At 51.5% G+C, this 24,180-nt stretch carries 17 protein-coding genes; 10 read left to right on the top strand and 7 right to left on the bottom strand.

Annotation, left to right across the window (positions count from 1 at the left end):
• Positions 1–78: 78 nt before the first annotated feature.
• From D0B88_RS18345 to D0B88_RS18330, 4 genes are all read right to left on the bottom strand, one after another.
• The gene (locus D0B88_RS18345) at positions 79–2,874 is read right to left on the bottom strand and encodes an EAL domain-containing protein (protein ID WP_151058976.1); all 2,796 of its coding nucleotides are present in this window, start codon (positions 2,872–2,874) and stop codon (positions 79–81) included.
• Positions 2,875–2,976: 102 nt separating this feature from the next.
• A complete protein-coding gene (locus tag D0B88_RS18340; RefSeq protein ID WP_151058974.1) occupies positions 2,977–6,099 on the bottom strand; it encodes an efflux RND transporter permease subunit in 3,123 nt (1,040 codons plus the stop codon).
• Positions 6,100–6,106: 7 nt separating this feature from the next.
• Entirely contained in the window at positions 6,107–9,187 is a 3,081-nt protein-coding gene (locus D0B88_RS18335) for a multidrug efflux RND transporter permease subunit (protein WP_151058972.1), read from the bottom strand.
• On the bottom strand, positions 9,184–10,341 hold the full coding sequence (locus D0B88_RS18330; protein ID WP_151058970.1) for an MdtA/MuxA family multidrug efflux RND transporter periplasmic adaptor subunit: 1,158 nt from the start codon (positions 10,339–10,341) through the stop codon (positions 9,184–9,186). Before D0B88_RS18330 ends, D0B88_RS18335 begins: the two co-directional genes overlap by 4 nt.
• 265 nt (positions 10,342–10,606) lie before the next feature.
• Between D0B88_RS18330 and D0B88_RS18325 the strand changes: the two genes are divergently transcribed.
• Positions 10,607–12,121 carry a sensor domain-containing diguanylate cyclase gene (locus D0B88_RS18325; protein ID WP_225318455.1) on the top strand — a complete coding sequence of 505 codons (1,515 nt, stop codon included), beginning with the start codon at positions 10,607–10,609 and terminating at the stop codon, positions 12,119–12,121.
• A 4-nt stretch (positions 12,122–12,125) separates the two neighbouring features.
• Here D0B88_RS18325 and D0B88_RS19045 read toward each other — a convergent pair whose 3' ends face one another.
• A complete protein-coding gene (locus tag D0B88_RS19045) occupies positions 12,126–12,281 on the bottom strand; it encodes a hypothetical protein (protein ID WP_191966470.1) in 156 nt (51 codons plus the stop codon).
• A gap of 141 nt (positions 12,282–12,422) precedes the next feature.
• On the opposite strand from D0B88_RS19045, the gene D0B88_RS18320 reads away from it, so the two are divergent.
• Entirely contained in the window at positions 12,423–13,217 is a 795-nt protein-coding gene (locus tag D0B88_RS18320) for a Crp/Fnr family transcriptional regulator (RefSeq protein WP_151058966.1), read from the top strand.
• Between the two features lie 57 nt (positions 13,218–13,274).
• On the opposite strand, the gene D0B88_RS18315 is transcribed toward D0B88_RS18320, so the two are convergent.
• Positions 13,275–13,493, bottom strand: a complete 219-nt coding sequence (locus tag D0B88_RS18315; RefSeq protein ID WP_007646228.1) for a hypothetical protein — start codon at positions 13,491–13,493, stop codon at positions 13,275–13,277.
• A gap of 293 nt (positions 13,494–13,786) precedes the next feature.
• Between D0B88_RS18315 and D0B88_RS18310 the strand changes: the two genes are divergently transcribed.
• The 8 genes from D0B88_RS18310 to D0B88_RS18275 all read left to right on the top strand — a co-directional run bounded on the left by D0B88_RS18310 (position 13,787) and on the right by D0B88_RS18275 (position 22,429).
• Entirely contained in the window at positions 13,787–14,065 is a 279-nt protein-coding gene (locus D0B88_RS18310; protein WP_040393860.1) for a BON domain-containing protein, read from the top strand.
• Between the two features lie 33 nt (positions 14,066–14,098).
• Positions 14,099–14,815 carry an alpha/beta fold hydrolase gene (locus D0B88_RS18305; protein WP_151058964.1) on the top strand — a complete coding sequence of 239 codons (717 nt, stop codon included), beginning with the start codon at positions 14,099–14,101 and terminating at the stop codon, positions 14,813–14,815.
• A 368-nt stretch (positions 14,816–15,183) separates the two neighbouring features.
• Complete coding sequence (locus D0B88_RS18300; RefSeq protein WP_151058962.1) at positions 15,184–16,683, top strand: OmpA family protein; 1,500 nt, start codon at positions 15,184–15,186, stop codon at positions 16,681–16,683.
• A 225-nt stretch (positions 16,684–16,908) separates the two neighbouring features.
• A complete protein-coding gene (locus tag D0B88_RS18295; protein ID WP_225318454.1) occupies positions 16,909–18,612 on the top strand; it encodes an ATP-binding protein in 1,704 nt (567 codons plus the stop codon).
• On the top strand, positions 18,609–19,469 hold the full coding sequence (locus tag D0B88_RS18290; RefSeq protein WP_040393832.1) for a response regulator: 861 nt from the start codon (positions 18,609–18,611) through the stop codon (positions 19,467–19,469). Before D0B88_RS18295 ends, D0B88_RS18290 begins: the two co-directional genes overlap by 4 nt.
• 31 nt (positions 19,470–19,500) lie before the next feature.
• The gene (locus D0B88_RS18285) at positions 19,501–20,226 is read left to right on the top strand and encodes a Crp/Fnr family transcriptional regulator (protein ID WP_151058960.1); all 726 of its coding nucleotides are present in this window, start codon (positions 19,501–19,503) and stop codon (positions 20,224–20,226) included.
• A gap of 214 nt (positions 20,227–20,440) precedes the next feature.
• Positions 20,441–21,910 (top strand): hypothetical protein, encoded by a 1,470-nt coding sequence (locus D0B88_RS19200; protein ID WP_225318453.1) that lies wholly within the window; start codon positions 20,441–20,443, stop codon positions 21,908–21,910.
• The gene (locus D0B88_RS18275; RefSeq protein ID WP_151058958.1) at positions 21,911–22,429 is read left to right on the top strand and encodes a hypothetical protein; all 519 of its coding nucleotides are present in this window, start codon (positions 21,911–21,913) and stop codon (positions 22,427–22,429) included.
• Positions 22,430–23,128: 699 nt separating this feature from the next.
• Here D0B88_RS18275 and D0B88_RS18270 read toward each other — a convergent pair.
• Positions 23,129–24,139 (bottom strand): type I restriction enzyme HsdR N-terminal domain-containing protein, encoded by a 1,011-nt coding sequence (locus tag D0B88_RS18270; protein WP_151058956.1) that lies wholly within the window; start codon positions 24,137–24,139, stop codon positions 23,129–23,131.
• Between the last annotated feature and the right edge of the window lie 41 nt (positions 24,140–24,180).

The following is a 24,180-nucleotide window of genomic DNA, read 5'->3' as shown; positions in this document are numbered from 1 at the left end:
CGGCGCGGGGCCTATTGTATTTTGTGCGAAGGGTAGGGATATTTTTTAACGCCGGGTCAGTTTTATCCAGCAGTGCAATCAGCCGGTGAAATTGCGCCACGCGGGGTCGGGTTGCCACTGCGCAGCCCAACGTGGCAGGTCACTGGCGGGCATGGGACGGGCAATGCCGTAACCTTGCGCCAATTCACAGCCGAGAGGAATCAATAATTCACCGTGGGCGATAGTCTCTACACCTTCGGCAATTACGCGGCGGTGAAATGCGTTTGCCAAACCTATCACACCTTTTACGATGGCTAAATCGTCCGGATCATCGAGCATGTCGCGCACAAAAGTTTGATCAATTTTTAATAAATCGGCGGGCAGGCGTTTTAAATAGGTGAGCGATGAATAGCCGGTGCCAAAATCATCCACCGCAAAATGCACCCCCAGGGCACAGCAGGCGCGCATTAAGTCGGCCACTTCGGCGATGTCTTTGAGCGCGCTGGTCTCCACAATCTCCAATTCCAAAAATGCCGGTGGCACTTGCGGGTGAGCGAGCAGTTGCTCGGCGAGGCGCGCGGCAAAATCACTGCGCTGTAATTGCAGCGCCCCCACATTCACACTCACTGGCATTTGCAGCCCCAGTGCTTGCCAGCGTTCAATTTGGCTCAGTGCTTCGTCGATTACCCAGTCGCCCAATTCAATGCTCAGTGGGTGATCTTCAATAACGGGTAAAAATTTGATGGGGGGTATTAACCCTTGTTGTGGATGTTGCCAGCGCACTAGCGCTTCTACGCCGATAATTTCGCCGCTGCGCATGTTTACCTTGGGTTGGTAAAACAATACAAATTCTCGTTTATCCAGTGCGCTACGAATGTGTTCCAGTGATTCGCGCTGGGTTTTTACCGCCATGTCTTTGGCAACATCAAACAGGTGGTAACCGTTTTTACCCGCCTGTTTGGCGATGTACATGGCCTGGTCGGCGTGGCGCAATAATTGGTCGGCGTCGGCGGCATCCTGCGGGTAAAGGGTGGCGCCGATACTGGCCGAGACTTGCAATAACTGCTCGTTCAGCATCAGCGGGGTAGCGGCTTCGTGCAGCAGGCGCTCCAGTACCAATTCGTGGGTTTTGGGCCCTTCAAGCCCGGTCATAACCACCACAAATTCGTCGCCGCCAATACGGGCGATAGTGTCGCCCTCGCGCAGGGTGGCTTTTAAGCGGTGGGCAATATTGACCAGCAGTTGGTCGCCGGTATCGTGGCCGTATTGATCGTTGATCGCTTTAAAACCATCCAGGTCGATATAGAGCACTGCCAAGGCAGCATTCTGCCGATGGCTGTGGGAAATAGCCTGTTTCAGGCGATCCGCCAGCAGTACCCGATTGGGTAAACCGGTGAGCGCATCGTAGTGGGCGATATATTCGAGTTGGCGCTGGTGCTCTTTGATGGGCGTGATGTCGGTGAATAGGTTGACGTAACTTTGGGTGTGGCCAAGGCCGTCCTGCACGGCGCTGATGGTCATCATGGTGGCGTATAACTTGCCATTTTTATGGCGATTCCACAGCTCGCCGTGCCAGTAACCTTTTTGTTCCAAATCGTGCCAAAGGGAGGCGTAAAACTCTTGTCCGTGCAGGCCGGATTTGAGCAGGCGCGGGTTTTTGCCAATCACTTCCTCACGGGTGTAGCCGGTGATATCGCTGAATATCTGGTTGACCTCAATGATATTGCCCAGCAGGTCGGTGATAAAAATCCCCTCCCGTGCATGGGTAAATACACTGGCCGCCAGCTGCAGGCGAGTCTCTACATGAGACTGTTCAATGGCCAGTGCCGAGAGCCGCGCTTCACTTTCGATCAGGCGCAGGTCTTCCACTTGGGGGCTGCTGGGTTCGCGATGGTAGATGGCGAAAGTGCCCAGCACCTTGCCCTGGGCAGAAAATATCGGCTGCGACCAGCAGGCGCGCAGCCCGGCTTGGGCAGCCAGTTCGCGATAGTCGCGCCAGTAGGGGTGGGTGTCTATGTCCTCCACTATGACGCGCTCACCCAAAAAGGCGGCGGTACCACAGGAGCCGGTGGCAGGGCCTATGCTGGCGCCGTTGATTGCCTTTACATAAAACTCGGGCAGATGGGGCGCGGCGCCGTGAGTGAGGTGAGTGCCGCTCTCGTCGGTCAGCAGGATGCTGCAAATGGCGCCGGGTACCAGCTCCTCTACATCGCACACAATACTGCGCAGCACCTCATCCAACGGGATTTTGGTGAGCAGTATTTCCAGTATATGGTTGTGATGCTGGTAGCGGCGCTCGGCTTGTTTGCGCTCGGTAATGTCCTGGTAAATGCCGGTCAGGCGCACGAGCGTGCCATTTTCATAGTGGGCGGTACAAGTTGTGCGCAGGTCGATTTTGCGCCCTTTGAAGGTGTATTTTTCCACCTCAATATCAAACACTTCGCCGGTTTCTATGGCGTGGCGCATGGCTTGGGCGATACGCTCGCGGGAGCCAGGCAAGTACATAGAAAAGCCCTCGTCGAGTGAGGGGGTGAATTCTTCGGGGGTGGTGTCGTGGATGCGATAGGTTTCGGCAGTCCAGTAGAGGCTGCGGGTGGGTACGTGCATCTCGACGCCCCCGACTTTGGCGATGGCCTGTGAAGCTTCGAGGATACGCGCGTTAGTGCGCAGCGCCTCTAACTGTTCGCGCTCGTGGCTGGCAAATTCAGTCAGTTTCTGCTCTAGCTGATCCAGCTCTTGCTGCTGCAATTGCAGGGCGAGGCGGTAGATATCCAGTTCGCGTGCGAGCTGTTCGGATTCGTCCAAGTCAGGTAAGCGGCCAGACCGCAGTGTTTGCTGCAGCTGGCGCGAGGCGCGCTGGTAGAACTCGCTTTGATTGGCGGAGGATGCACTCATTGGTCTTCCATTCCTTCAGATACGTTCCTCAAAACCTGTGAGGGTGTGCACAAAATATAGCAGTGCTCTGCCAGAGTGTCGAAGTGACACTCTGGCTTTTTTTTAATCGGTTTGTGTCTTGGTTGATCCAGAGGTGGTAGTGGAGGCAAGGGGAGAGATAAGGGTTTTGCGGTGTAAACCCCAGTTGCGCAGCTTTTCCATGTAGAGGTAGACCACCGGGGTCGTAAACAGGGTGAGCAACTGGCTGACCGCAAGACCGCCGATGATGGTAATACCGAGTGGTGTGCGCAGCTCCGAGCCTTCGTTACTGCCCAGAATTAGCGGCAGGGCGCCGAGCAGGCCAGCGAGGTTGGTCATCATAATCGGGCGCAGGCGCATCATCGCCGCTTGGAAGATGGAGTCGCGGGAGGACAAGCCCTCTTTGCGCTCCAGCTCCAGCGCAAAGTCGATCATCAAAATCGCGTTTTTCATCACTATGCCAATTAATAAAAACAGGCCGAGCATGGCGATCAGGCTGAAGGGGGTGTCACTCAAGCGCAGCGCCAGCAGGGCACCAATGCCAGCCGAGGGCAGGGTGGAGAGAATGGTGAGCGGGTGGATAGTGCTCTCGTACAAAATGCCCAAAATCAGGTAGACCGCAAGCAATACACAGGCGATCAGCACCGCCGGTTCCTGCGCCATGCCGGGGGTGCTTGGCCCCCAGCCGGGGCGACTGGTGCCAGCGGTGGCCAGGTAGACTTCTTTGGGTACCATTAACTCGCCGATTTTTTGTTCAATGGCAATGCGCGCCTGCTCCTCGGTAAAACCTTCGGCGACACCGTAACCAATGCTCTCCGAGGCGAACTGGTTGGTGTGACGCACCCGATCTTCCGCCAAGCCATAGTCAAAGCTGGAAAAGGTGGAAAGCGGCACCCGCTCGCCGTCGCGGGTAATCACCTGTAACTGCTCCAATACTGCCGGTGTGGCGGTGTAACCCGGCTCCAGCTCCATCACCACCCGGTATTGGTTCATCCGGTCGTACATGGTGGAGACTTGCCGTTGCGAGAAGGAGTTATTGAGCAGGGTCGCTACGGTCGCCATATCCACCCCCAGGCGCTGGGCGGTTTCGCGGTCGATGGTGAGTACCACCTGCTGGGTGCCTTCCTCTTTTACGCCGTCCACTTCGGTCACTTCCGGCATGTTTTCCATGGCGGTGGTGATTTTGGCGGCCCATTTGGACATCAGTTTTAAATCGTCGGAGAGCAACAGCAATTCCTGTTCGCTGCGGCTAAAGGGCGAAGAGAGGCGAATGTCCTGGTCCGGGCCGATCATCATCATGGCGCCGGGAATGCTGGGAATCTGGCGCCGGATGCGATCCACCACCTCATGCACACTTACGCCGCGCTCTGCCATGGGTTTGAGGCTGATACGCATCCACGCATTACTCACCCCATTACCGCCACCGCTGGCGCCAAATACATCTTCCACAGCGGGGTCGGTGAGCAGGACTTTGCGGAATTCCTGAATCTTGGGTTGCATCAATTGGAAGGAAAAACCATCGTCGCCGCGAACCCAGGCGGTCATCTGGCCGGTGTCCTGTTCGGGTAGCATGGTTTTGGGGATGGCGACATAGAGGTAGATATTGACTCCAATAACTGCCGCGAGCAGCAGCATCACAATCCGGCTGTGGCGCAGCGCCCAGCTGAGGGCGATGCCATAACCCTGTTTGATTTCGTCGAAGGTGCCGGGACGTTCGGATTTTTTCGGCGCTTTTTTCAGCAGTTGGGCGCAGAGCGCCGGGGTGAGGCTGAGCGATACCAGCAGTGAAATCAGCATCGCGGCGGCGAGGGTGATGGAGAATTCGCGGAACAATTTTTCCACTACTCCGCCCATCAGCAGGATGGAGACAAAAATCACCACCAGGGTGATGTTCATCGCCAGCAGGGTAAAGCCCACTTCGCGGGCGCCGAGTATCGCGGCTTCCATAGGGGGCAGGCCGCGTTCAATATGGCGTTTGATGTTTTCCAGCACCACAATCGCGTCGTCTACCACCAATCCTGCCGCCACAATCAACGCCATGAGCGAGAGGTTGTTGAGCGAAAATCCGTAGAGGTACATGACCACAAACGCGCCGATAATGGCCACCGGAATCGCAAGGCTCGGAATAAGTGCACTGCGTGCACTGCCCAGAAATACCCATACCACCGCCACCACTAACAGCACCGCCAGCACCAAAGTGACCTCTGCCTCTTTGAGGGTGGCGCGAATACCGGGGGAGCGATCCATCACCACTTTTAATTGGGTGTCGCCGGGCATCAGCGCGCGCAACGCCGGGAGTTGGGCGTTAATGGCGTCGATGGTTTCCACTATATTGGCGCCGGTTTGGCGGCTCACGGTGAGCGTCACCGCCGAACTGCGATTGTGGAAACCATCGGTATAACGGTTTTCCACCGAGTCGTTCACTGTGGCCACATCCTGCAGCCGCACCGGCCCGGAATCGCCATAGCGGATCACCAGATTTTTGTAGTCGGCGGCACTGCGCAGGCTTTCGTTGGTGCGCACCTGCCAGCGAGTGTCATCCTCCTCCAGCAAACCCAGCGGGCGCAGCACATTGGCAGTGCTGATAGCGTTGCGCACTTCATCCAGCGCTATGCCGTAATTGGCCAAGGCATTGGGGTTGAGTTGGATGCGCACCGCAGGCAGCGAAGCCCCGTCGATACCCACTTGGCCCACGCCTTTAATTTGCGCCAGCTTTTGCGCGAGCACGGTGGAGGCTGCGTCGTAGAGTGCGCTGGGCGCAAGGTTGGGGGAGCTGAGTGCGAGCGCCATAATTGGCGCTTGCGATGGGCTGATTTTGCGATACCCCGGGTTGCCCGGCATACCGGCGGGCAGTTGACCGCGCGCAGCATTGAGCGCGGCTTGCACGTCGCGCGCGGCGGAATCCAGGTTGCGATCCAGGGTGAATTCTACCCAGATGTTAGTGAACCCCTGGGTGGAGTTGGAGTTGATGGCGGTTACGCCCGGAATACTGCCCAGCGCGCGCTCCAGCGGTGTCGCCACGGTAGATGCCATACTCTCCGGGCTGGCGCCGGGCAAGCTGGCGTACACCTGAATGGCGGGGAAATCCACCTGCGGCAAGGGTGCCACCGGCAACAAGCGCCAGGACAATAACCCGAGCAATACAATCGCCACCGCCAGCAAGCTGGCGGCGACGGGTCTTTTAATAAACGGCTCTGCGATATTCATATTTGTTTTACGCCTCCACCTCTTGTGGAACGGGATCGGCCGCGGGTTTTTTGTTTACCCAACGATCAAAAAACAAATACACCACCGGCGTGGTGAACAGGGTTAATACCTGGCTTACCAGCAAGCCGCCCACCATCACCAAACCCAGTGGTTGGCGCAATTCGGCGCCGGAGCCAGAGGCGAGCATCAGGGGCACTGCGCCAAACAGCGCGGCGAGGGTGGTCATGAGAATTGGGCGGAAACGCATCAGGGCGGCGCGATGAATCGCTTCGCGCGGCGACATGCCGAGGGTGCGTTGGGCGTCCAGCGCAAAGTCCACCATCATGATGCCGTTCTTTTTCACCAGCCCGATCAGCAGTACCACCCCGATCACCGCAATCAAATCCAGCGGTTGGCCGGTCAGTAATAGCGCCAAGAGTGCGCCCACCGTCGCCGAGGGCAGGGTGGAGAGAATGGTGACGGGGTGGATAAAGCTCTCGTACAAAATCCCCAGCACTATGTACATGGTGATAATCGCCGCGAGGATCAGCCACAGCGTATTGCTAAGCGAGGCTCGGAAGGCTTCGGCGGCGCCCTGAAAACGCAACTCCAGGGTGGCGGGCATGCCCATTTCCGCTTCCACGGCTTCAATGGCTTCAATCGCAGCGCCTAGCGATGCACCGGGACCGAGGTTGAAAGAGAAAGTGGAGGAGGGGAATTGCTCTTGATTGTTAATCAGCAATGGTGCCGGGCGCTGGGTGATTTTGGCGATAGTGGAAAGCAACACCGGTGTGCCGTTGCTGGTGGCCACATAGGTATTTTGCAGTGCGGCGATACCCTGGGCGTAATCGGGGTCTACTTCCAGTACCACCCGGTATTGGTTAGCCTGGGTAAACAGGGTCGCAATTTGGCGCTGGCCGTAAGCCGTTTGCAGGGCGCCAGCGATGTCGCTAATGCGCACCCCGAGGCGCGCGGCGGCGTCGCGGTCAATTTCCACATAGGCTTGCAGGCCACGGCTTTGCAGGTCGGCGGCGACATCCGCCAAGGCTGGCTCCATGCGCAAACGCTCTAATAAACGCGGCACCCAGGTATCCAATTCGGTGCCATCCGGGGTGGTTAAGCTGAACTGATATTGGGTGCGGCTCACTCGGTCCTCAATACTCAGTTCCTGCACCGGCTGGAACCAGGCGGTAATGCCGGTAACGTTTTTGATCTGCTCCCGCAATCGGTCAATCACCTGGCTGGCATGGGCGTCGCGCTCGTCATGGGATTTGAGGTTGATGAGCAAACGGCCGGAGTTGAGGGTAGTGTTGCTGCCATCTACTCCAATAAAGGACGACAGGCTTTCAACGTCCTCATCCTGCAAAATCTGCTCTGCCAATTGCTGTTGTTTTTCGGCCATGGCGCTGAAGGAAATGTCCTGCGGCGCCTCGGTCACGGCTTGAATTGCGCCGCTGTCCTGTACCGGGAAAAACCCCTTGGGCACGGCGAGGTAAAGCCCGGCGGTGAGCAGCACAGTGCCAATCATCACGGCCATGGCGGCGGTTTGGTGTTGCAGCACCACATCCAGCCCGCGCCCGTAGCGCACAATCACCCGCTCCATAAAATCCGGCTCACTGCCGTGGGTGGGCGCATTTTTGAGCATGCGCGCGCACATCATGGGGGTGAGGGTGAGGGATACCAGCAGCGAGATACCAATCGCCACCGCCAGCGTAATTGCAAACTCCTGAAATAATCGCCCGACAAGATCACCCATAAACAGTAGCGGAATCAGCACCGCAATCAACGACAGAGTGAGCGATACCAGCGTAAACCCGATTTCCCCCGCGCCCTTGAGCGCCGCTTGCATGGGCGATTCCCCCTGCTCGCGGTGGCGGGCGATGTTTTCGAGCATGACGATGGCGTCGTCCACCACAAAACCGGTGGCGATGGTGAGCGCCATAAGGGTGAGGTTATTGATGGAGAAATCCAGGAAGTACATCACCGCAAAAGTACCCACCAGTGACAGCGGTACGGCGAGGCTGGGAATAATGGTGGCGGGCACTGAACGCAGGAAAACCAGGGTCACTGCGACCACCAAACAGATGGCAAAAATCAGCTCTTTTTGCACATCGCGAATCGAGGCGCGAATGCTCTCGGTGCGATCAGTCAGCACCGCTACATTCACTGCGGCGGGCAGGGTGGCGGTTAGTTTGGGCAGCAGCTCGGCAATGCTGTCGGCCACTTCAATCACGTTGGCGCCGGGTTGGCGCTGCACATTAATCAGCACGGCGGGTTGTTCATTGGCCCAAGCGGCGAGGAAGCGATCCTCAGCGCCGTTTTCCACGGTGGCGACATCGCCCAAACGCAGCGGTGAACCGTCGCGCCAGCTGATCAGCAAATCGCGATATTCCTGCACTGAGCGCATTTGGTCATTGGCGTCGAGCATGGTGGAGCGGTATTCACCGTCGAAGCTGCCCTTGGGCTGGTTGGTATTGGCGGTGACAACCGCGTTGCGCACCTGCTCCAAACTCAACTGGGTACTGGCGAGGGCGTTGGGGTTGACCTTGATGCGAATCGCCGGGCGCTGGCCACCGGCCAAACTCACCATGCCTACACCGGGCAATTGCGCGAGTTTCTGCGCCATACGCGTATTCACCAGGTCATACACCTCCGGTAGCGGCAGGCTGGCGGAGGTGACGGCGAGGGTGACAATGGGGGTGTCGGCGGGGTTGACCTTGCGGTAAATCGGCGGTGTGGGCAGGTCATTCGGCAGCAGGTTATTGGCAGAGTTGAGTGCGGATTGCACCTCTTGTTCGGCCACACCCAAATCAATCTCCAGGGAAAATTGCAGGGTGATAATCGAGGCGCCGGTGGAGCTGGTGGACGACATTTGTTTTAAGCCGGGAATCTGCCCCAGGCTGCGCTCCAGTGGGGCGGTGACGGTGCGCGCCATCACATCGGGGCTGGCACCGGGGTTAAAGGTGAATACCTGGATAATCGGGTAATCCACCTGCGGCAGCGCGGCCACCGGCAATAAACGATAGCCCAAAATACCGGCCAGCAACATCGCCAACATCAGCAGCGAGGTCGCGACCGGGCGCAAAATAAACGGTTTGGAAAGGCTCATTCCATCACCTTGACGTCTTTGCCTTCGTGCAAACGATCCAAGCCTTCCAATACCACCTGCTCACCTTCTTCCAAACCTTCTACCACCGCGACTTTGGTGCCTTCGCTTGCCCCCAACTTCAGTAGGCGCATGGCCGCTTTGCCATCTTTAATGGTGTAGACATAGGTGCCTTTGGAGCCGTACTGCACGGCATCCGCCGGAATGGTGATGGCATCGTTCAGGGTTTGTACCTGCAAGCGCGCATTCACAAATTGATTGGGGAACAGGCTGTCATCGCTGTTATCAAACTGGGCTTTTAGTTTAAGGGTGCCGGTGGCGGTATCGATCTGGTTGTCCAGGGTGGTGAGCTGGCCGGTTGCCAATAAACTCTGCTCGCTGCGATCCCACGCCTCTACCGGCAGGGTGCGGTTATTTTTTTGCGCATCGCCATAGGCGCCACGCACGGCAATTAATTGGTTTTCGGGGATGGTAAACATCACGGCAATCGGCTGGGTTTGGGTGATGGTGACCAACCCTTCGGCATCGCCGGTTTTGATTAAGTTGCCCACATCCACTTTGCGTAAACCGGTGCGGCCGGCAATGGGCGCGGTGATGCGGGTGTAAGAGAGCTGCAGGCGCGCATCATCCAATTGTGCGGTGTGATTTTTTAAGGTGCCGCGCAACTGTTCAACCAAGGCTTTTTGTTTATCAAACTGTTGTTTGGCGATGGAATTTTTGCTCAGCAGACTTTGATAGAGCGCCAAATCCTCCTCGGCATTTTTTAACTGCGCGCGGGTTTCCTGCAGCGTGCCTTCGGCCTGTGCCAGGCGCACTTGATAAGTGGCCGGGTCAATTTCGGCGAGTAAATCGCCCGCTTTTACCCGTTGCCCCTCTTCAAACAAAATACGCAATAACTGGCCGTCTACCCGGCTGCGCACGGTCACGGTATTGAGCGGTGCAACGCTGCCAATCGCTTTTATATAGACGGTTAAATTTTCTTTGGTCGCCGTGACTACATTCACGGGTGTTGGGCCCATCCAGGGGTTAGGTGGCGGCGGGCGTTTTTCTTCTGCGTCGCGAAAGCCAAAAAACCAAACGGCAAGCAGCACAATAGGCAGGGCAATAATGGCCAACCAACGTTGGCCGGGTGATAAACGTGCGAGAAAGTCGGGCATGGAAAAATCCGTATTAGAAGATCAGTCGATTAGGTAGGTCTTTGTTTTTGTTTTAAAAAGTAAACTACAGAATTTGTATTACGAATAGACCTATACGAGAGCCTAAGCATCCGCTATCACACGGGCAACCGCATTTACATTTCTCGACGTTTAGTTACAAGTGTGCAGAAAAGTGTTTTTGTACTGGCACATCAATCTGCGCGATTTGTATTACCTCAGCAGCTGGGCTTTACTTGATCAATCGGGATTGAGCTGGAGCCATTGCATGTTGATTGAACCGCGACAACGGGTGTTGTTATTGGTCAGCGTGCTGGCGATGTTTTGCATCATTACCTGCACCGCCACGTTCGCCCGTCATTTGTGGAAATTAAAAGCGGAAGTGGAGACAACATTTAAAAGCCGCCACGAACTGACACGCCAATTTGTTGCACTGCAGCGCGACCGGGTGCTGGTCATGCACAATTTATTGGTCGGGCGTTATGAAGTGGGGGTAGAGCCAGGCTCCCGCCCCTTAACCCTGAAGCAACACCCTGAACTCGGGGTGTGGGAATTACAGCAACACAATGCTATTGCCGGGAGTTTGACGGGCATGGGTGAGTTGCCCCTGCCGCTGCAAGTAGAGCGGGAAATTCATGCCGCGCTGGCGCTGGATGCCCAAATTACCCCGGCGTTGGAACTCGCAGAGGAAGTCGCCTGGCTTTATTACCAATCGCGCCATAATTTTATTTACATCGCCCCCAAAATTTCCCCCGCCGAATTTCACTTTACGCCCGAACTTTACAACAGTGGTTATTGGCTGGAGGGCGGCGAACACACTAACCCTTCGCGCCGTTTAGTTCTTAAAGGCCCCTACAAAGACATGGCCGGCAAAGGCTGGGTGATTACTTTTGCCCGGCCGGTCTACAGTGGCGATGAATTTCTGGGCATGGTGGCGCTGGATCTGAGCGTAAATACGCTGGAGCATTTGACCAATGTGGGAACGGCGACGGGCGAATCCATGTTGATCAGCGAGAATGATCGCCTTATCGCCCGCCAGAGTGGTTTTGCACCGGGCGTATTGTTGCACCCGCCGTTGAGCACTAGCCTCACGGAGTGGGACAAGGGTAAAGACGGTGACCTGTGGCTCAGCAGTTGGGTGATTGATGACGAACTCTGGCTGGTGCATCGCTTGACCCGCGCGCAATTGTGGCGTGCGGCCGCGCGCGACAGTGTGGGTGTTTGGTTTGTGGTGGTGCTGATTACTATTCTCGCCATTATGTCGCTGCGCCTGCAGCGCACACTGGCAGAAGTCACGCGCTTAACGCGGGTTGATCCGCTCACCCAGGCATTTAACCGGCGCGGTTTTTTTGAATCGGCAGAAGTTGCCATGGCCGTTGCCAAGCGCCAACAGCTCAGCCTGGCGGTGTTGATGATGGATATAGATCACTTCAAAAAAATTAACGACACCTATGGTCACGCGGTGGGTGATGCGGTGCTGAAACAATTGGGCGCTAATTTGTTAAACGCCTGTCGCCCCTCGGATGTGTTTTGTCGCTGGGGCGGTGAAGAATTTATTATGTTGATTGCGCTGGATAAAGTGGAAAATGCGCGGGATGTGGCCGAGCGCATGCGCAGCGCCGCCCAGCGCACGCGAATTATTACCGACAACAGCCCCATCACCTTGAGTGGCGGTTTGGTTATCTTGGGCAGTGATGAACCGCTGGAAGAAGCCATTAACCGCGCCGATGCCTTGCTCTATCAATCCAAACAAGAGGGGCGCAATCGCATCACCTATGGTTAATGCATTACCTGCGCCGCAAGACAAAAGCGCGTTCGCCAATAACTACTGCTCCCAGCATCAACAAAAATAACAACAGCGCAACCCCGCCAAAAAGCGACGTAGTCGCGATTGCACCCATAAAAACAATTGCAAAAAAAACCGGTGTTATGCGATTGCTCATGATTTTCCCACCAATAGCAAAATAATAAATTCTTCGGTGATGTTTAGGCGTAGTCTGTACGCTAACGTACATAGCTACCGCGATTGCTCGGCTAAGATGCTGACACCTGGATGTTCGATAGCACTTATTGGAGTAACGCCTATGCCACAAACAGCTAAATCCCCGTCACTAAAACCGCAACAAAATTATCTAATTGCCGCCCTGCCGTCCGAGGTACAAGCGCGCTTGCTCCCCAACCTTGAACTGGTCGCATTGCCCTTAGGCAAAGTTTTGTATGAATCCGGCGACACCTTGCGCCATGTGTATTTCCCTATCGATTGCATAGTGTCGCTCCTATACGTGATGGAAAACGGTTCATCGGCAGAAATTTCAGTGGTGGGTAAAGAGGGCATTATCGGTATCGCGCTGTTTATGGGCGGCGAAAGCACACCGAGCCGCGCCATCATCCAAAGCGGTGGTTATGCCTACCGCTTGCTGGGGCAAAAATTCAAAGAAGAATTTAATCGCCACACTGAAATGCTGATGTTGCTCCTGCGCTACACCCAATCGCTCATTACCCAAATGGCACAAACCGCCGTGTGCAATCGCCATCACTCTATCGATCAACAATTGTGTCGCTGGCTGCTGTTGTCGTTGGATCGCTTGCCGAGTAATTGTTTAACCATGACGCAAGAATTAATTGCCAACATGCTTGGCGTAAGGCGCGAAGGTGTCACCGAAGCGGCGGGTAAATTACAAAAACTGGGTGTGATTGAATATTCGCGCGGAAAAATTACTGTGCTGGATCGCCCGCAGTTGGAGCAATTAACCTGTGAATGTTATGCCGTTGTAAAAAAAGAAACTGATCGGCTTATGCCTTGCCCATTAACCATTTCGTCGGTTATTCGCCCTTGCGAATTGCCGCGTGTTTTACGTATGCCTCCATGCGCGCAGTAACACAATTCCTTGTCTTACTGCACAATTTCTCCTTCCTAACTAAACCCCAGTTCATGACTAGGGTTTAATGCGCACAGCGAGCAATACCCCGCCCAGAATAATAAAACCAATACCGAGCGATAAGGGAATGTTCACTCGCTGCTCTTCTTTTACGCTCAACTTCAGCGGGCCAATATTGGTTTCGTGTGTCTCCTTGGTGTAACTGAAACCGCCGTAAGCAAGACCGGCAATACCAATAATGATAAATGCCAGGGCGATAATTTTTTTCAGATCCATAAAGTTTGCTCTGTTATTAATAAAAGAAGCACATTCTGGAATTTGCGAGTGGCGGCTGTCGGTGCGCTAGCGTACATGCCGTGCGAACAAAAAAAATTATCGATTTAGGTGGTTCTGTGCCCTGCCGTACGGAGTTGGTGTAGTTAAACCGGCATGCTCTTATGGTCGTTTATTCATTCCTAAAGAGGCTTCCTATGAATACTTTTCATTTACCTGTTTTTACTAACACCGCCACAGCGACTACTGCGCAACTTGGCGCACGTGCTGCCCATGTTTTTAGCATTGCGTTATTAATGGCATTTTTATTCGCCGTACTGGTGGGTTGCAGTTCTACCTCCACCCGCTCAAGCACGGGCGAATATATTGATGACAGTGTCATAACCACGAAAGTAAAAGCCGCCATCCTTGAGGACAAAGAACTCAAAGTGACAGAAATTAATGTTGAGACGTTTAAAGGTGTGGTGCAGCTCAGTGGTTTTGTAACTTCACAAAGCGATATCAACCGCGCGGTGAGTGTTGCTCGTGGTGTCGGTGGTGTTAAATCGGTAAAAAATGATATGCGCATTAAATAGTGTTTTAGTTGCTTCTTATTATTGGAGAGTCACATGTTAGCTGCTCAATATCCGCATCTCGTTTTATTGCCTGGTTTGGTGAATGATTCACGCTTGTGGCAACACCAGGTATCCGGGCTTGCGGAAATTGCGCAGGTGACTGTTGGCGATTTAACCAAAGGCCACACCATCGCCGAAATGGCTTCGGACATTTTAGCCAGCGCGCCAGCCGGGCCATTTGCCTTGGCTGGTTTGTCGATGGGTGGTTATGTTGCACTGGAAATTATGCGCGAGGCGCCGGAACGGATTGTGGCGCTCGCATTACTGGATACCAGTGCGCGGCCCGATTCGCTTATTGCGCGCGACATGCGCAACGAAGCAATTGAACAGGCAGAATCCAATTACCAAGCGGTCATTGCAGCACTAATGCCTAAACAGCTGCACCCCATGCATATGGAGGATGCAGATCTCGTCAGTTTAATTACCGATATGGCAATGAGCCTGGGCAATAAAATTTTTATTCGCCAGCAGCGCGCCATCGCCGGTCGTATCGATAGTATTCCCTCATTATCATTAATTAAATGTCCAACGCTGGTGTTGTGTGGTCGCGAGGATGCGCTGACCCCTATAGGTCTGCATCAGGAAATGGTGGCGGCAATAGAAGGCGCAGGTTTAGTGATGGTGAGTGACTGCGGGCACCTCTCTGCGCTTGAACAACCACAGCGTGTTAATGAAGCGCTAATCCAATGGCTTGCAAAAATTATTCATTAATAAAACTCGTTGATTGCTAAATAATTTGATTCAGCAATTATTCATCGGGTAAAGCGACACTCTGAAATATTCACCTTTTGTTAAACCTGCGCACGCGGGTATGCCTAACACCAACAGGTTAAATTAACGGCACTGGTCTTTAATTGCGGCTACAAAAAAATATTGCTGAAAAACTGAACAATAAAATTGAAAAACCCGCATAAAAATTGAAACTCTTTAAAAATAACACTGTCTCCGTTTGCCAGCGCACCGATCTCACTGCTAGAAAACCAGATACTGGCCACCGAAGAAGCCGCTCAGCTTATTGAGCCTAAGGTCTGGCTGCGCACTCCGCGCAATCACGGACGGCACATCTCCCGGAGCTACACATGAAACACACACCACCTAATTTACACACCCAAAATATTTCACGCACCCAATCACTCAAGCCTACCCGTCTTGCATTGGCAATCAGCCTTGCAGCCATGGTGAGCAGCCCGGTATTGTTTGCACAAGCTGACAACAAATACGACCTTACTTCAAATTGGTACGGCGGTTTAAATATTGGCCAGACCCACGAAAGTATTAACGACGGCGCAATCGCCCAAAGCGAAATCGGTGGTGGTTTAACGTCACTGACTGATGATGATCGCGACAACGGTTACAAAGTATTTGCCGGTTACCAATTGAATGACAACTTCGCCATTGAAGGTGGTTATTTTGATTTGGGCCAATTCGGTTCGCGTGCCGTTAAAGGAAATGAAGGTGCACTAAAAACCCGCACCAAAACCCGCGGTTTTAATCTGGATTTGGTTGGCTCATTGCCAATGACTGAAAAATTATCGGCCTTTGCCCGTGCCGGTGCACATTACAGTGAATCGAAAGACCGCTTTCAAGGTAGCGATAACGTGATTGTTACCGATCGCCATCGCCGCGATCGCGATGTGAATTTTAAATGGGGTGGTGGTCTGCAATATGATTTCACTCAAAAATTCGGTATGCGCCTTGAAGCAGAGCGCTATGCCATTAATGATGTAATGGGCAATAACGGCAACATCAACATGTACTCACTCGGCGCGCTGTATCGCTTTGGTGAGCCAAATGCAGCACCGGCTGCAGCCTACGTAGAGCCAGTGACTCGCCGCGATCAAATGCGCGATGAATACTGCACCACGCTCGATGTGCAATTTGAAATTAACAATGCCGAAATCCAGCGCGAAGATTTAGAGCGCCTGGCGGTAGTTGGCACCTTCCTGAAAAAATACCCGGACACCAAAGCCGTTGTTGAAGGCCACACGGATAACGTCGGCACGCCTGAATCCAATATGGAATTGTCGCGTGATCGCGCTGAAAGTGTCATGAGTTATTTGGTGCGCGAACAACGTGTTGCCAGCTCGCGTGTTAGCGCCGTAGGTTATGGCGATACCCGCCCAATCGCCAGCAATGCAACGGAAGATGGTAAACGCGCTAACCGTCGCATTAACACCATGATCTCTTGCGCCAGTGATATTGAAGGCTTAACGCCTGCTGCAGCGCGGGTAACTATGGGCATGTTGGTTGAGTTTGATAACAACAGCGCTGCCGTTAAACCGCAGTACCACAATGAGTTGGGCAAGGTTGCCAAATTCTTGAAAGAAAACAAAACCGTGACCGCCACTATTGAAGGCCACACCGCTGATTTGCAAACCACGCCGGCACTTGCGCAGGAGATCTCACTCAAGCGCGCACAAAACGTAGTGGATTATCTAGTAACCCAGGAAGGTATTGAGCGCTCGCGCTTGACTGCAGAAGGCTTTGGTAAAACCCGTCGCTACTCCTACAACACCAGTGCTGCTGGTCAACAGGATAATCGCCGCGTAAACGTAATTTTTGCTTACCCGCAAAAATAATTGCACCGGCAATAGCCGGATTGTGATCAAAAGGCCAGCAATTGCTGGCTTTTTGCATTGTTACCCATCATCTCTAGTTTGTATTTATGTTTCTGTATGTTCGGTAGCGTACAGACAGCGCCCTAAAACATCATGATTATTCCCGGTTGCCTCAGGGGGGCGAAATTCGCACTGCCCCAGGCAGGTTGCACTTGGATAATTGGTTATTTCTTAGGGTGTTGGTACATGATTACTACAAAAGAGAACGCTGTTCCTCCAACCAATACGCGCAGTGCAGAAAGTATGAGTGAAATAAAGCGGCAGCAGGCGCTGTTGAAAACCGGCGCCTTGCAAAATGCAATTTTGAACAGCGCAAACTTCTCCATTATTGCGACTGATGAGAATGGCATTATCCAATTATTTAATATCGGTGCAGAACGTTCACTGGGCTACGCTGCCGATGATGTAGTCAATAAAATTACCCCCAGTGATATCTACGATCCACACGAGGAGTTGGAGCGTGCGCAGGCGTTGAGTCTGGAATTGGGTACGCAGATTAACCCCGGTTTTGAAGCGCTCGCATTCAAGGCATCGCGCGGTATTGAAGATATTTACGAGCTCACTTACATCTGCAAAGACGGCAGCCGTTTTCCGGCGATAGTCTCGATCACGCCACTGCGCGATGATGAAGATGGTTTGATTGGTTATTTATTAATTGGTACCGACAATTCCCAGCGCAAACAAGCAGAGTTGAAATTAACTCAGGCCATGGCGATTGCGGAAAAAGCCAACCTCGCCAAATCCGATTTTCTCTCCAGCATGAGCCATGAATTGCGCACACCCTTGAGTGCGATTTTAGGTTTTGCACAATTAATTGAATCGGGTAACCCACCGCCGACCGCCACGCAAAAACGCAGCATCGATCAGATACTGCAAGCGGGATGGTATCTGCTGGAATTGATTAATGAAATTCTCGATTTGGCGTTAATTGAATCGGGCAAATTATCGCTCTCGCTTGAGCCTATGGGCTTGGCGGATGTGATGCTGGAATGCGCGGCGATGATTGAACCGCAGGCTCACAAACGCGGTATTCGCGTGACATTTCCGCCACTGGGCATGCGCTATTTTGTGAAGGCAGATCGCACCCGCGTTAAACAAGTGCTGATTAATTTGTTATCCAACGCCATTAAATACAACAGTGTTGGCGGCAGTGTCACTGTGACCTGTGAGGAGCGTGTGCCGGGGCGCATTCGTATTTCCGTGGAGGATACAGGCTCAGGTTTGGCGCCCGAACAAATTGAACAATTATTCCAGCCGTTTAATCGCCTTGGGCAGGAAGCCAATGCGGAAGAGGGCACAGGTATAGGTTTGGTTATGACCAAACGGCTGGTGGAATTAATGGGTGGCGCCATTGGTTTGGACAGTGTGGTTGGGCAGGGCTGCGTATTTTGGGTGGAAATGGATTTAACCACTACCCGAGTGCAGGATGTCGGTGAAGTCAGTGATGAGCCGACAAAAACCTATCGCCAAACGAATGCTGCACAACATTTGTTGTTGTATGTAGAGGACAACCCCGCCAATTTGATGTTGGTGGAAGACCTGATTGCGCGTCGCCCGGACATTAAATTAATTACCGCGCGCGATGGTCTTGAAGGTGTTGCACTGGCGCGCAGTGCACTGCCCGACATGATTTTGATGGATATTAATTTACCCGGCATCAGCGGTATTACGGCGCTGCTTATTCTCGCCAAAGACCCAAGCACCAAACATATTCCGATTGTGGCACTGAGCGCAAATGCAATGCCGCGCGATATTGCCAAGGGCTTGGAGGCCGGTTTTTTCCGCTACCTCACCAAGCCCATTAAAGTGAATGAATTTATGGATACGCTCGATCTCACACTCAAACATGCTGATGCGCACCCGGCGCCACACGCGGGGCAACCCCTATGACGCTGACGACGATGGATTTGCTAAACGCAAAAATTTTAATCGTGGATGATCAGCTCTCCAATGTGCAATTGCTGGAGCAATTACTCAGCGAGGCGGGCTATAAAAATCTCAGCGCTACCCTCAACCCCCTGGAGGTCTGCGCACTGCATCGCCAGCACCAATACGATTTAATTTTGCTCGATTTACAAATGCCGGGCATGGATGGTTTTGAAGTGATGGCGGGTTTGCGCACCAATATTACCGACGCCTATTTGCCGGTTATTGTATTGACCGCCCAGCCCGCACATAAACTGCGTGCATTGCAGGCTGGCGCAAAAGATTTTATCAGCAAGCCGTTTGATTTAATTGAAGTAAAAACGCGTATCAGCAATATGCTGGAAGTGCGCTTGCTGTATAAAAAATTGGAAGACTACAGCAAAGAACTGGAAGAAAAAGTGGCCGAGCGCACTGCAGAATTGCGCGAAAGTGAAGCGCGTTTTCGCAGCCTGACCGAGCTGGCCTCCGATTGGTATTGGGAACAGGATGAACGCGGTTATTTCACCAAAGTGTCTGGCCCGGTACTGGATATGCTCGGCATTCGCGTCGATACACTGGATGGCAGCACCAAGGGTGATGACCCGGACGGATGGGACGCCGCCGAGCGCGCGCAATTACACGCGGCTATTGAAGCGCGCCAACCTTTTATTGATTTTGCGTTCAGCCGCACTTATCCCGACGGTTCACAGCAGCATTATCGTGTGAGTGGTGAACCCATGTTTGATCAAGCCTGTCGCTTTATCGGCTATCGCGGCATAGGCGTGCAGTGTAAACAAATGGTGTACAGCAATGCCCTTATCAACAATACCGCCAGTAGTTAATTCTGCACTCACAAAACCAAAGGGCGCATCGATGACTTCCGCTGAAAAAATGCAGACACCCCACCTGAATTTTTTACTGGGCGCACTACCTGCCGCCAATCTTGCGCCGCTTGAGGCGAATTTGGAATTAGTGCAATTGCGCCTGGGCGATATGCTTTACGAACCCAACACACAATTACAGCACGCTTATTTTCCTACGAGCGCTATAGTGTCGTTGCACTATGTCACTGCCTCGGGCGCCTCGGTGGAAATTTCCGGTGTAGGTAATGAAGGTATGGTGGGTATTTCGCTGTTTATGGGCGGCAACACCACACCCAGCTCCGCCATGGTACACACCAGCGGTTACGCGTATCGCCTGGAGCGGTCGCTGCTAAATGCCGAGTTTGCAAACAATATTGCCCTACAAAAAATGCTGCTTCGCTACACCCAGGCACTTATCACTCAAGTCTCCCAAACCGCCGCGTGCAATCGCCACCACTCAGTGGAGCAACAACTCAGCCGCTGGTTACTACTCACCTTGGATCGCATCACCTCGGGTGAGTTTGTACTCACGCAAGAATTAGTTGCCAACATGCTCGGCGTGCGCCGCGAAAGTGTTACGGCTGCCGCAGCCAGTTTGCAGGGAAATGGATGCATTAGTTACCGGCGCGGGCATATATCCGTACTCAATCGCAAAAGCCTTGAGGGTTATGCTTGCGAATGTTACGCCGTAGTGCGGAAGGAAATGCAGCGGTTGTTGGGAGCAGCCCAAACCTGAACCAATTTACATCCCCAGTGCAGTCAATGTTAAGTACAACATTCTGCACTGGGGTAGTTATTCTCTGCTTCACTTGGCACATATAGTGCGCCCGCTCTTACCCGACTGGCATCACAGTTTTAACTCACTGATTCCTTAACTCTGGACATACAGCGTTGAATCCTTACACTGCGCGTTCAAGTTTCTACGCGATCATCAACACAAGGATGCAATTTTGGTCAATCTCATTATTAAAAGCTTTACTGGTCAGTCCTATGAGCTGACCAGTCGCTCAAATCCATCCCGTTCATCTTCAGCAAAACGCTACTCCAGCGATTCCTATTCCACCTTTCGCTTCGTTGCAACGCTGCCGCTGGCACCAGCGCAATGGGTGCAAATTCTAAAAAGCACTCATCAACGGCTCCCCGATTTTCACAGCAGTCATCCGGGAGAGGTGTATCAAGCTGTTGCCGAGGCGATTGTGCGGGGCGACTTGTCGCTCTATCAGCTGCCTTCAATGAATGCCAACCATTGTCTGGCGGGCAAAAAGGGTTTTGGTCTAAGCATCATCAAAGGCCCCAAACCCCACAGCGCAACTGATCTCAGCCCGGAATCGATTCAAACGGCAGCTTCTGCCCAACAATTGTTGGCGGAATTAGGCATTAGCAATGAGGCGTTTTTAGGTTATTTGAATGGCGAAAATCTCTACAACAGCTATCAAAAACGAAACCCTTTGGCCGAAGCCCTAGGGTTACTCGCTACTGGCGAATTGCTTGCCTACAAAATTCCCTTACCACCCAAAACTCCATCGGTAAAAGCGCAGGAATTTCTCCCGGTTACTGCAGCAGATAGACCGGTGCCTTTGGCGCCGGAGGCTAATAATTCTTCAGCGAGCAGTAATACTGAAAAGCCGCCAGCCAAAAAAGCACCGCCGCAAACCTTGGATGATTGTGCGCACTGCCTGAAAGATGCACGTGAACGATTGATAACAGGGGGCTACCAAGCTAAATACACAGATGAGCAGCAGTTAGTCAAAGTAAAAAATAATGAGGTGAGTCAGGAGCGGTTTCTGGTTAGTTTCCAAACTAAAAACATTGATCCAGATGCGAAGCTCGCTTATCAGCGCGATAGCAAGCTTGTACCAATATGGGCCACGAGTTTTGATCAGTTGGAAAATGCTGATACCGACCCACAACTGATTGCCGATATCCTGGGTACTCCTTACGATCCTTCCAAGGACTATGTACTGCACATTATTGATCGAGGTGAAAAGGGTGATTTGTTTGGCCAAAATACGCTGATCCCTACATGGGATAATATGCAAGAGCCGACACAAAAATATTTAGGCGGTAAGCATGATTCTGCGGTTTTGTCTGAGGTAATGACTCCGGAATATCAAAAGCAATATGCGCGGGATATGGATGCTTATCGCGATGCTGGTCTTAAAGAATTTGATAAAGAAGATGAGGAAATGTTTGCGGGAAGTATTGCCTCATCGGACAAAAAGAAATTTAGTGCTCGTCATAATGTTAGAACAGAAATTGGCGCTAACAGTGAGTTTACGGGTAACGGATTAACTCAGTCTCGTGAGAAAAGTACGGAATACGGAGTGGTGGAAACTTTGACATTGGAAAACAATCCGCCACCTATCAGCAAAATGAGTAATGTCAAAACTATTAACTTAGTGCCGCTAAAGGTGGTTTAAATGAATCAAAAAATAATTTCTCAGCCCTTAGGTCTAATTGATCCAGATAAATTAAAAGTCAATGAGCAGTTTCTATTTTCTATTTATTATGAGATGTTTCCAGAAAAAAAGGTAAGGTTATATAAAAAAGATAATTACTTGGTAATACATACCGTATTTTGGAACAAGCTTAATAAATCTTGGAATATGACACAAAAAGAATTTCCATTGTCTGCTTTGCCCTGGCTTGTGGATCGTTTTGAAAATGGTTTTTTTAAACCACAGGATCAAGGTGGAGTCTCTGATTTTGAGCGTAGCCTGCGAAAAGAGTTTAATGGTGAGTTCATTGGCATTAATGCAATGGCTCATTGCTGCGCAGAAAATTTACCGGGTTTTAATATCTGGAATGCTAGCCGTGTGAGTTACATTTCTGAAATTCCTCCGCAGCAATGGGATATTCCCAGGGATTTGTTGCTTGAAGGAGGTTTATTGGAAAAATTAAAAGAGCTTGCGCTGAGGTATGAGACAGGTGCACTGTAATTGTAGTGCCGCCTCAAAGGCAGAACAATTCTGGCTGCCATGCAGCCAAGGTTGCCTAGCACCTGATGAGTATTCATAAAATTTTCTGCCCCCTATGCATTCAGTTTGGGGGGCTATTGATTCTCCGATAAAAATACGTGTATACCAAACTGTTGCCCGTCTGATCATGCGTGGCGATTTAATGCTCTAATCTGGCGAACATCCGGAATGAAATAAAAAGGGCCCGGAAAAATAATTTTCGGGAATTTTTGCATTTTCTTAATTATTTCTTCGCTTTACTTTTTGGAATGGAAAACGTTGCGCATAGTGTGCGACTTTGGTTTTGTTTTTATTAATTACTGTTTAATTTTCTAGCTATAAAACTATGGGAATAACAAATAGTAAATGTACATAGTGAGCAAGCTATAAATGATTTTAGGTACAAAACCGATGCATTTAGCCAGCCATGATAATCGATAAAAAGCATTAGTTCACTTTTATATGCGGCCTTTCTTATTAAGACATCATTTTTATAAATATCCATTGGTACTATTTCTACCACTAAGAAGTAGAGCCACGGCAACAATAGACCAAATAATAAACTTACAATAATTTTAGCTCGCACTTGCAGATTCCATTTCTATAATGTTAACCACAACAGCAGTTTGTAAATTGTACGATACAAATATTAATTTTTTATCGCCGCCGTAGGTTGGGGAATTACGCCACATACATTTCATATTTACCGTACAGATTTATCAGTCGATCTACATTTTGATAGTGCATTATTGAAGAAAAATCACCGTGAAATAGATTCCCTTGAAGATGGCCTGATGCCTGAGTCTGAACCCTGCAAACAATATTTTCGGGGATAACAAATTCTTGCCAGGAATTAATGTCTAATAACCGCTCACCTGCTGGAAGTATCACCGTTTTGTCACTAATAAAGACAGTGGGGGTTTTTGAATCATTTGAAATATATCTATCTTCACTTATCATTTCGAAGGACGTTAATCCTAATCTCTGATTTAACAATTGCATAGATCGGGTTGGTGCGACTGTATTTAAAAAAGCAAGCATTTGGCCGCTTTCATTCCTTTCGATTGCACCTCCAGAAATTCCTATTTGCAGTTCTGTTAATGATGGTAGGTTTACGGAATTACCGCAATAACTTATCACGCCATTGGTGATTCTCACTACAGAGCGAAGGCCATGCCCAATTGGTACTCCCATATCCCTTTCGAGGACTGGATGGTCTCGCAAGATTGAATGAGGTGAAAGTAAGTTTTCAATGGTTTGGTATTTCTCTTGAAGTTCTTCGAAGGTTAGATTAAGAAGAGCGCCAGCTTCGGGCCCTTGATTAGTTTGAAATACAATAAACCGCTTTCCGTTACATAATGCAAAATATACCGCCCTAATTTCAGGGTGATTTGCATAGGTATAAGCCTGATCTATCGAATCGAAATCCATTTCAACATCTGGTGACTTGGCCTCAATAATCCAGCGGACTTTGGAGCCTGCCTCAAGAATATAGTCTGCTTTTCCCCGAAGTATTGGATCTTTTTTAGTGTTTTTGCGGCCAAGAAATGCTCTCGGATATCGAAGTGATTGCTCCCGAACAACATTATGTTCTGAGCCTGAACGATAGCCGAGCGCTCTTATGAGCGGTGCAAGAATTTCTTCTCTCACATCTGTTTCGTTAAAGTTTTGAAAGTTTATTGATTGTGACAAAGTTTTTTCCTATGGAAATCTAACAGTTCATTCAGTAGCTA

Origin of the sequence: Cellvibrio sp. KY-YJ-3 (assembly GCF_008806955.1) — a bacterium.
Classification (GTDB): Bacteria; Pseudomonadota; Gammaproteobacteria; order Pseudomonadales; family Cellvibrionaceae; genus Cellvibrio.
This window is presented reverse-complemented; position numbering and strand designations above follow the sequence as displayed.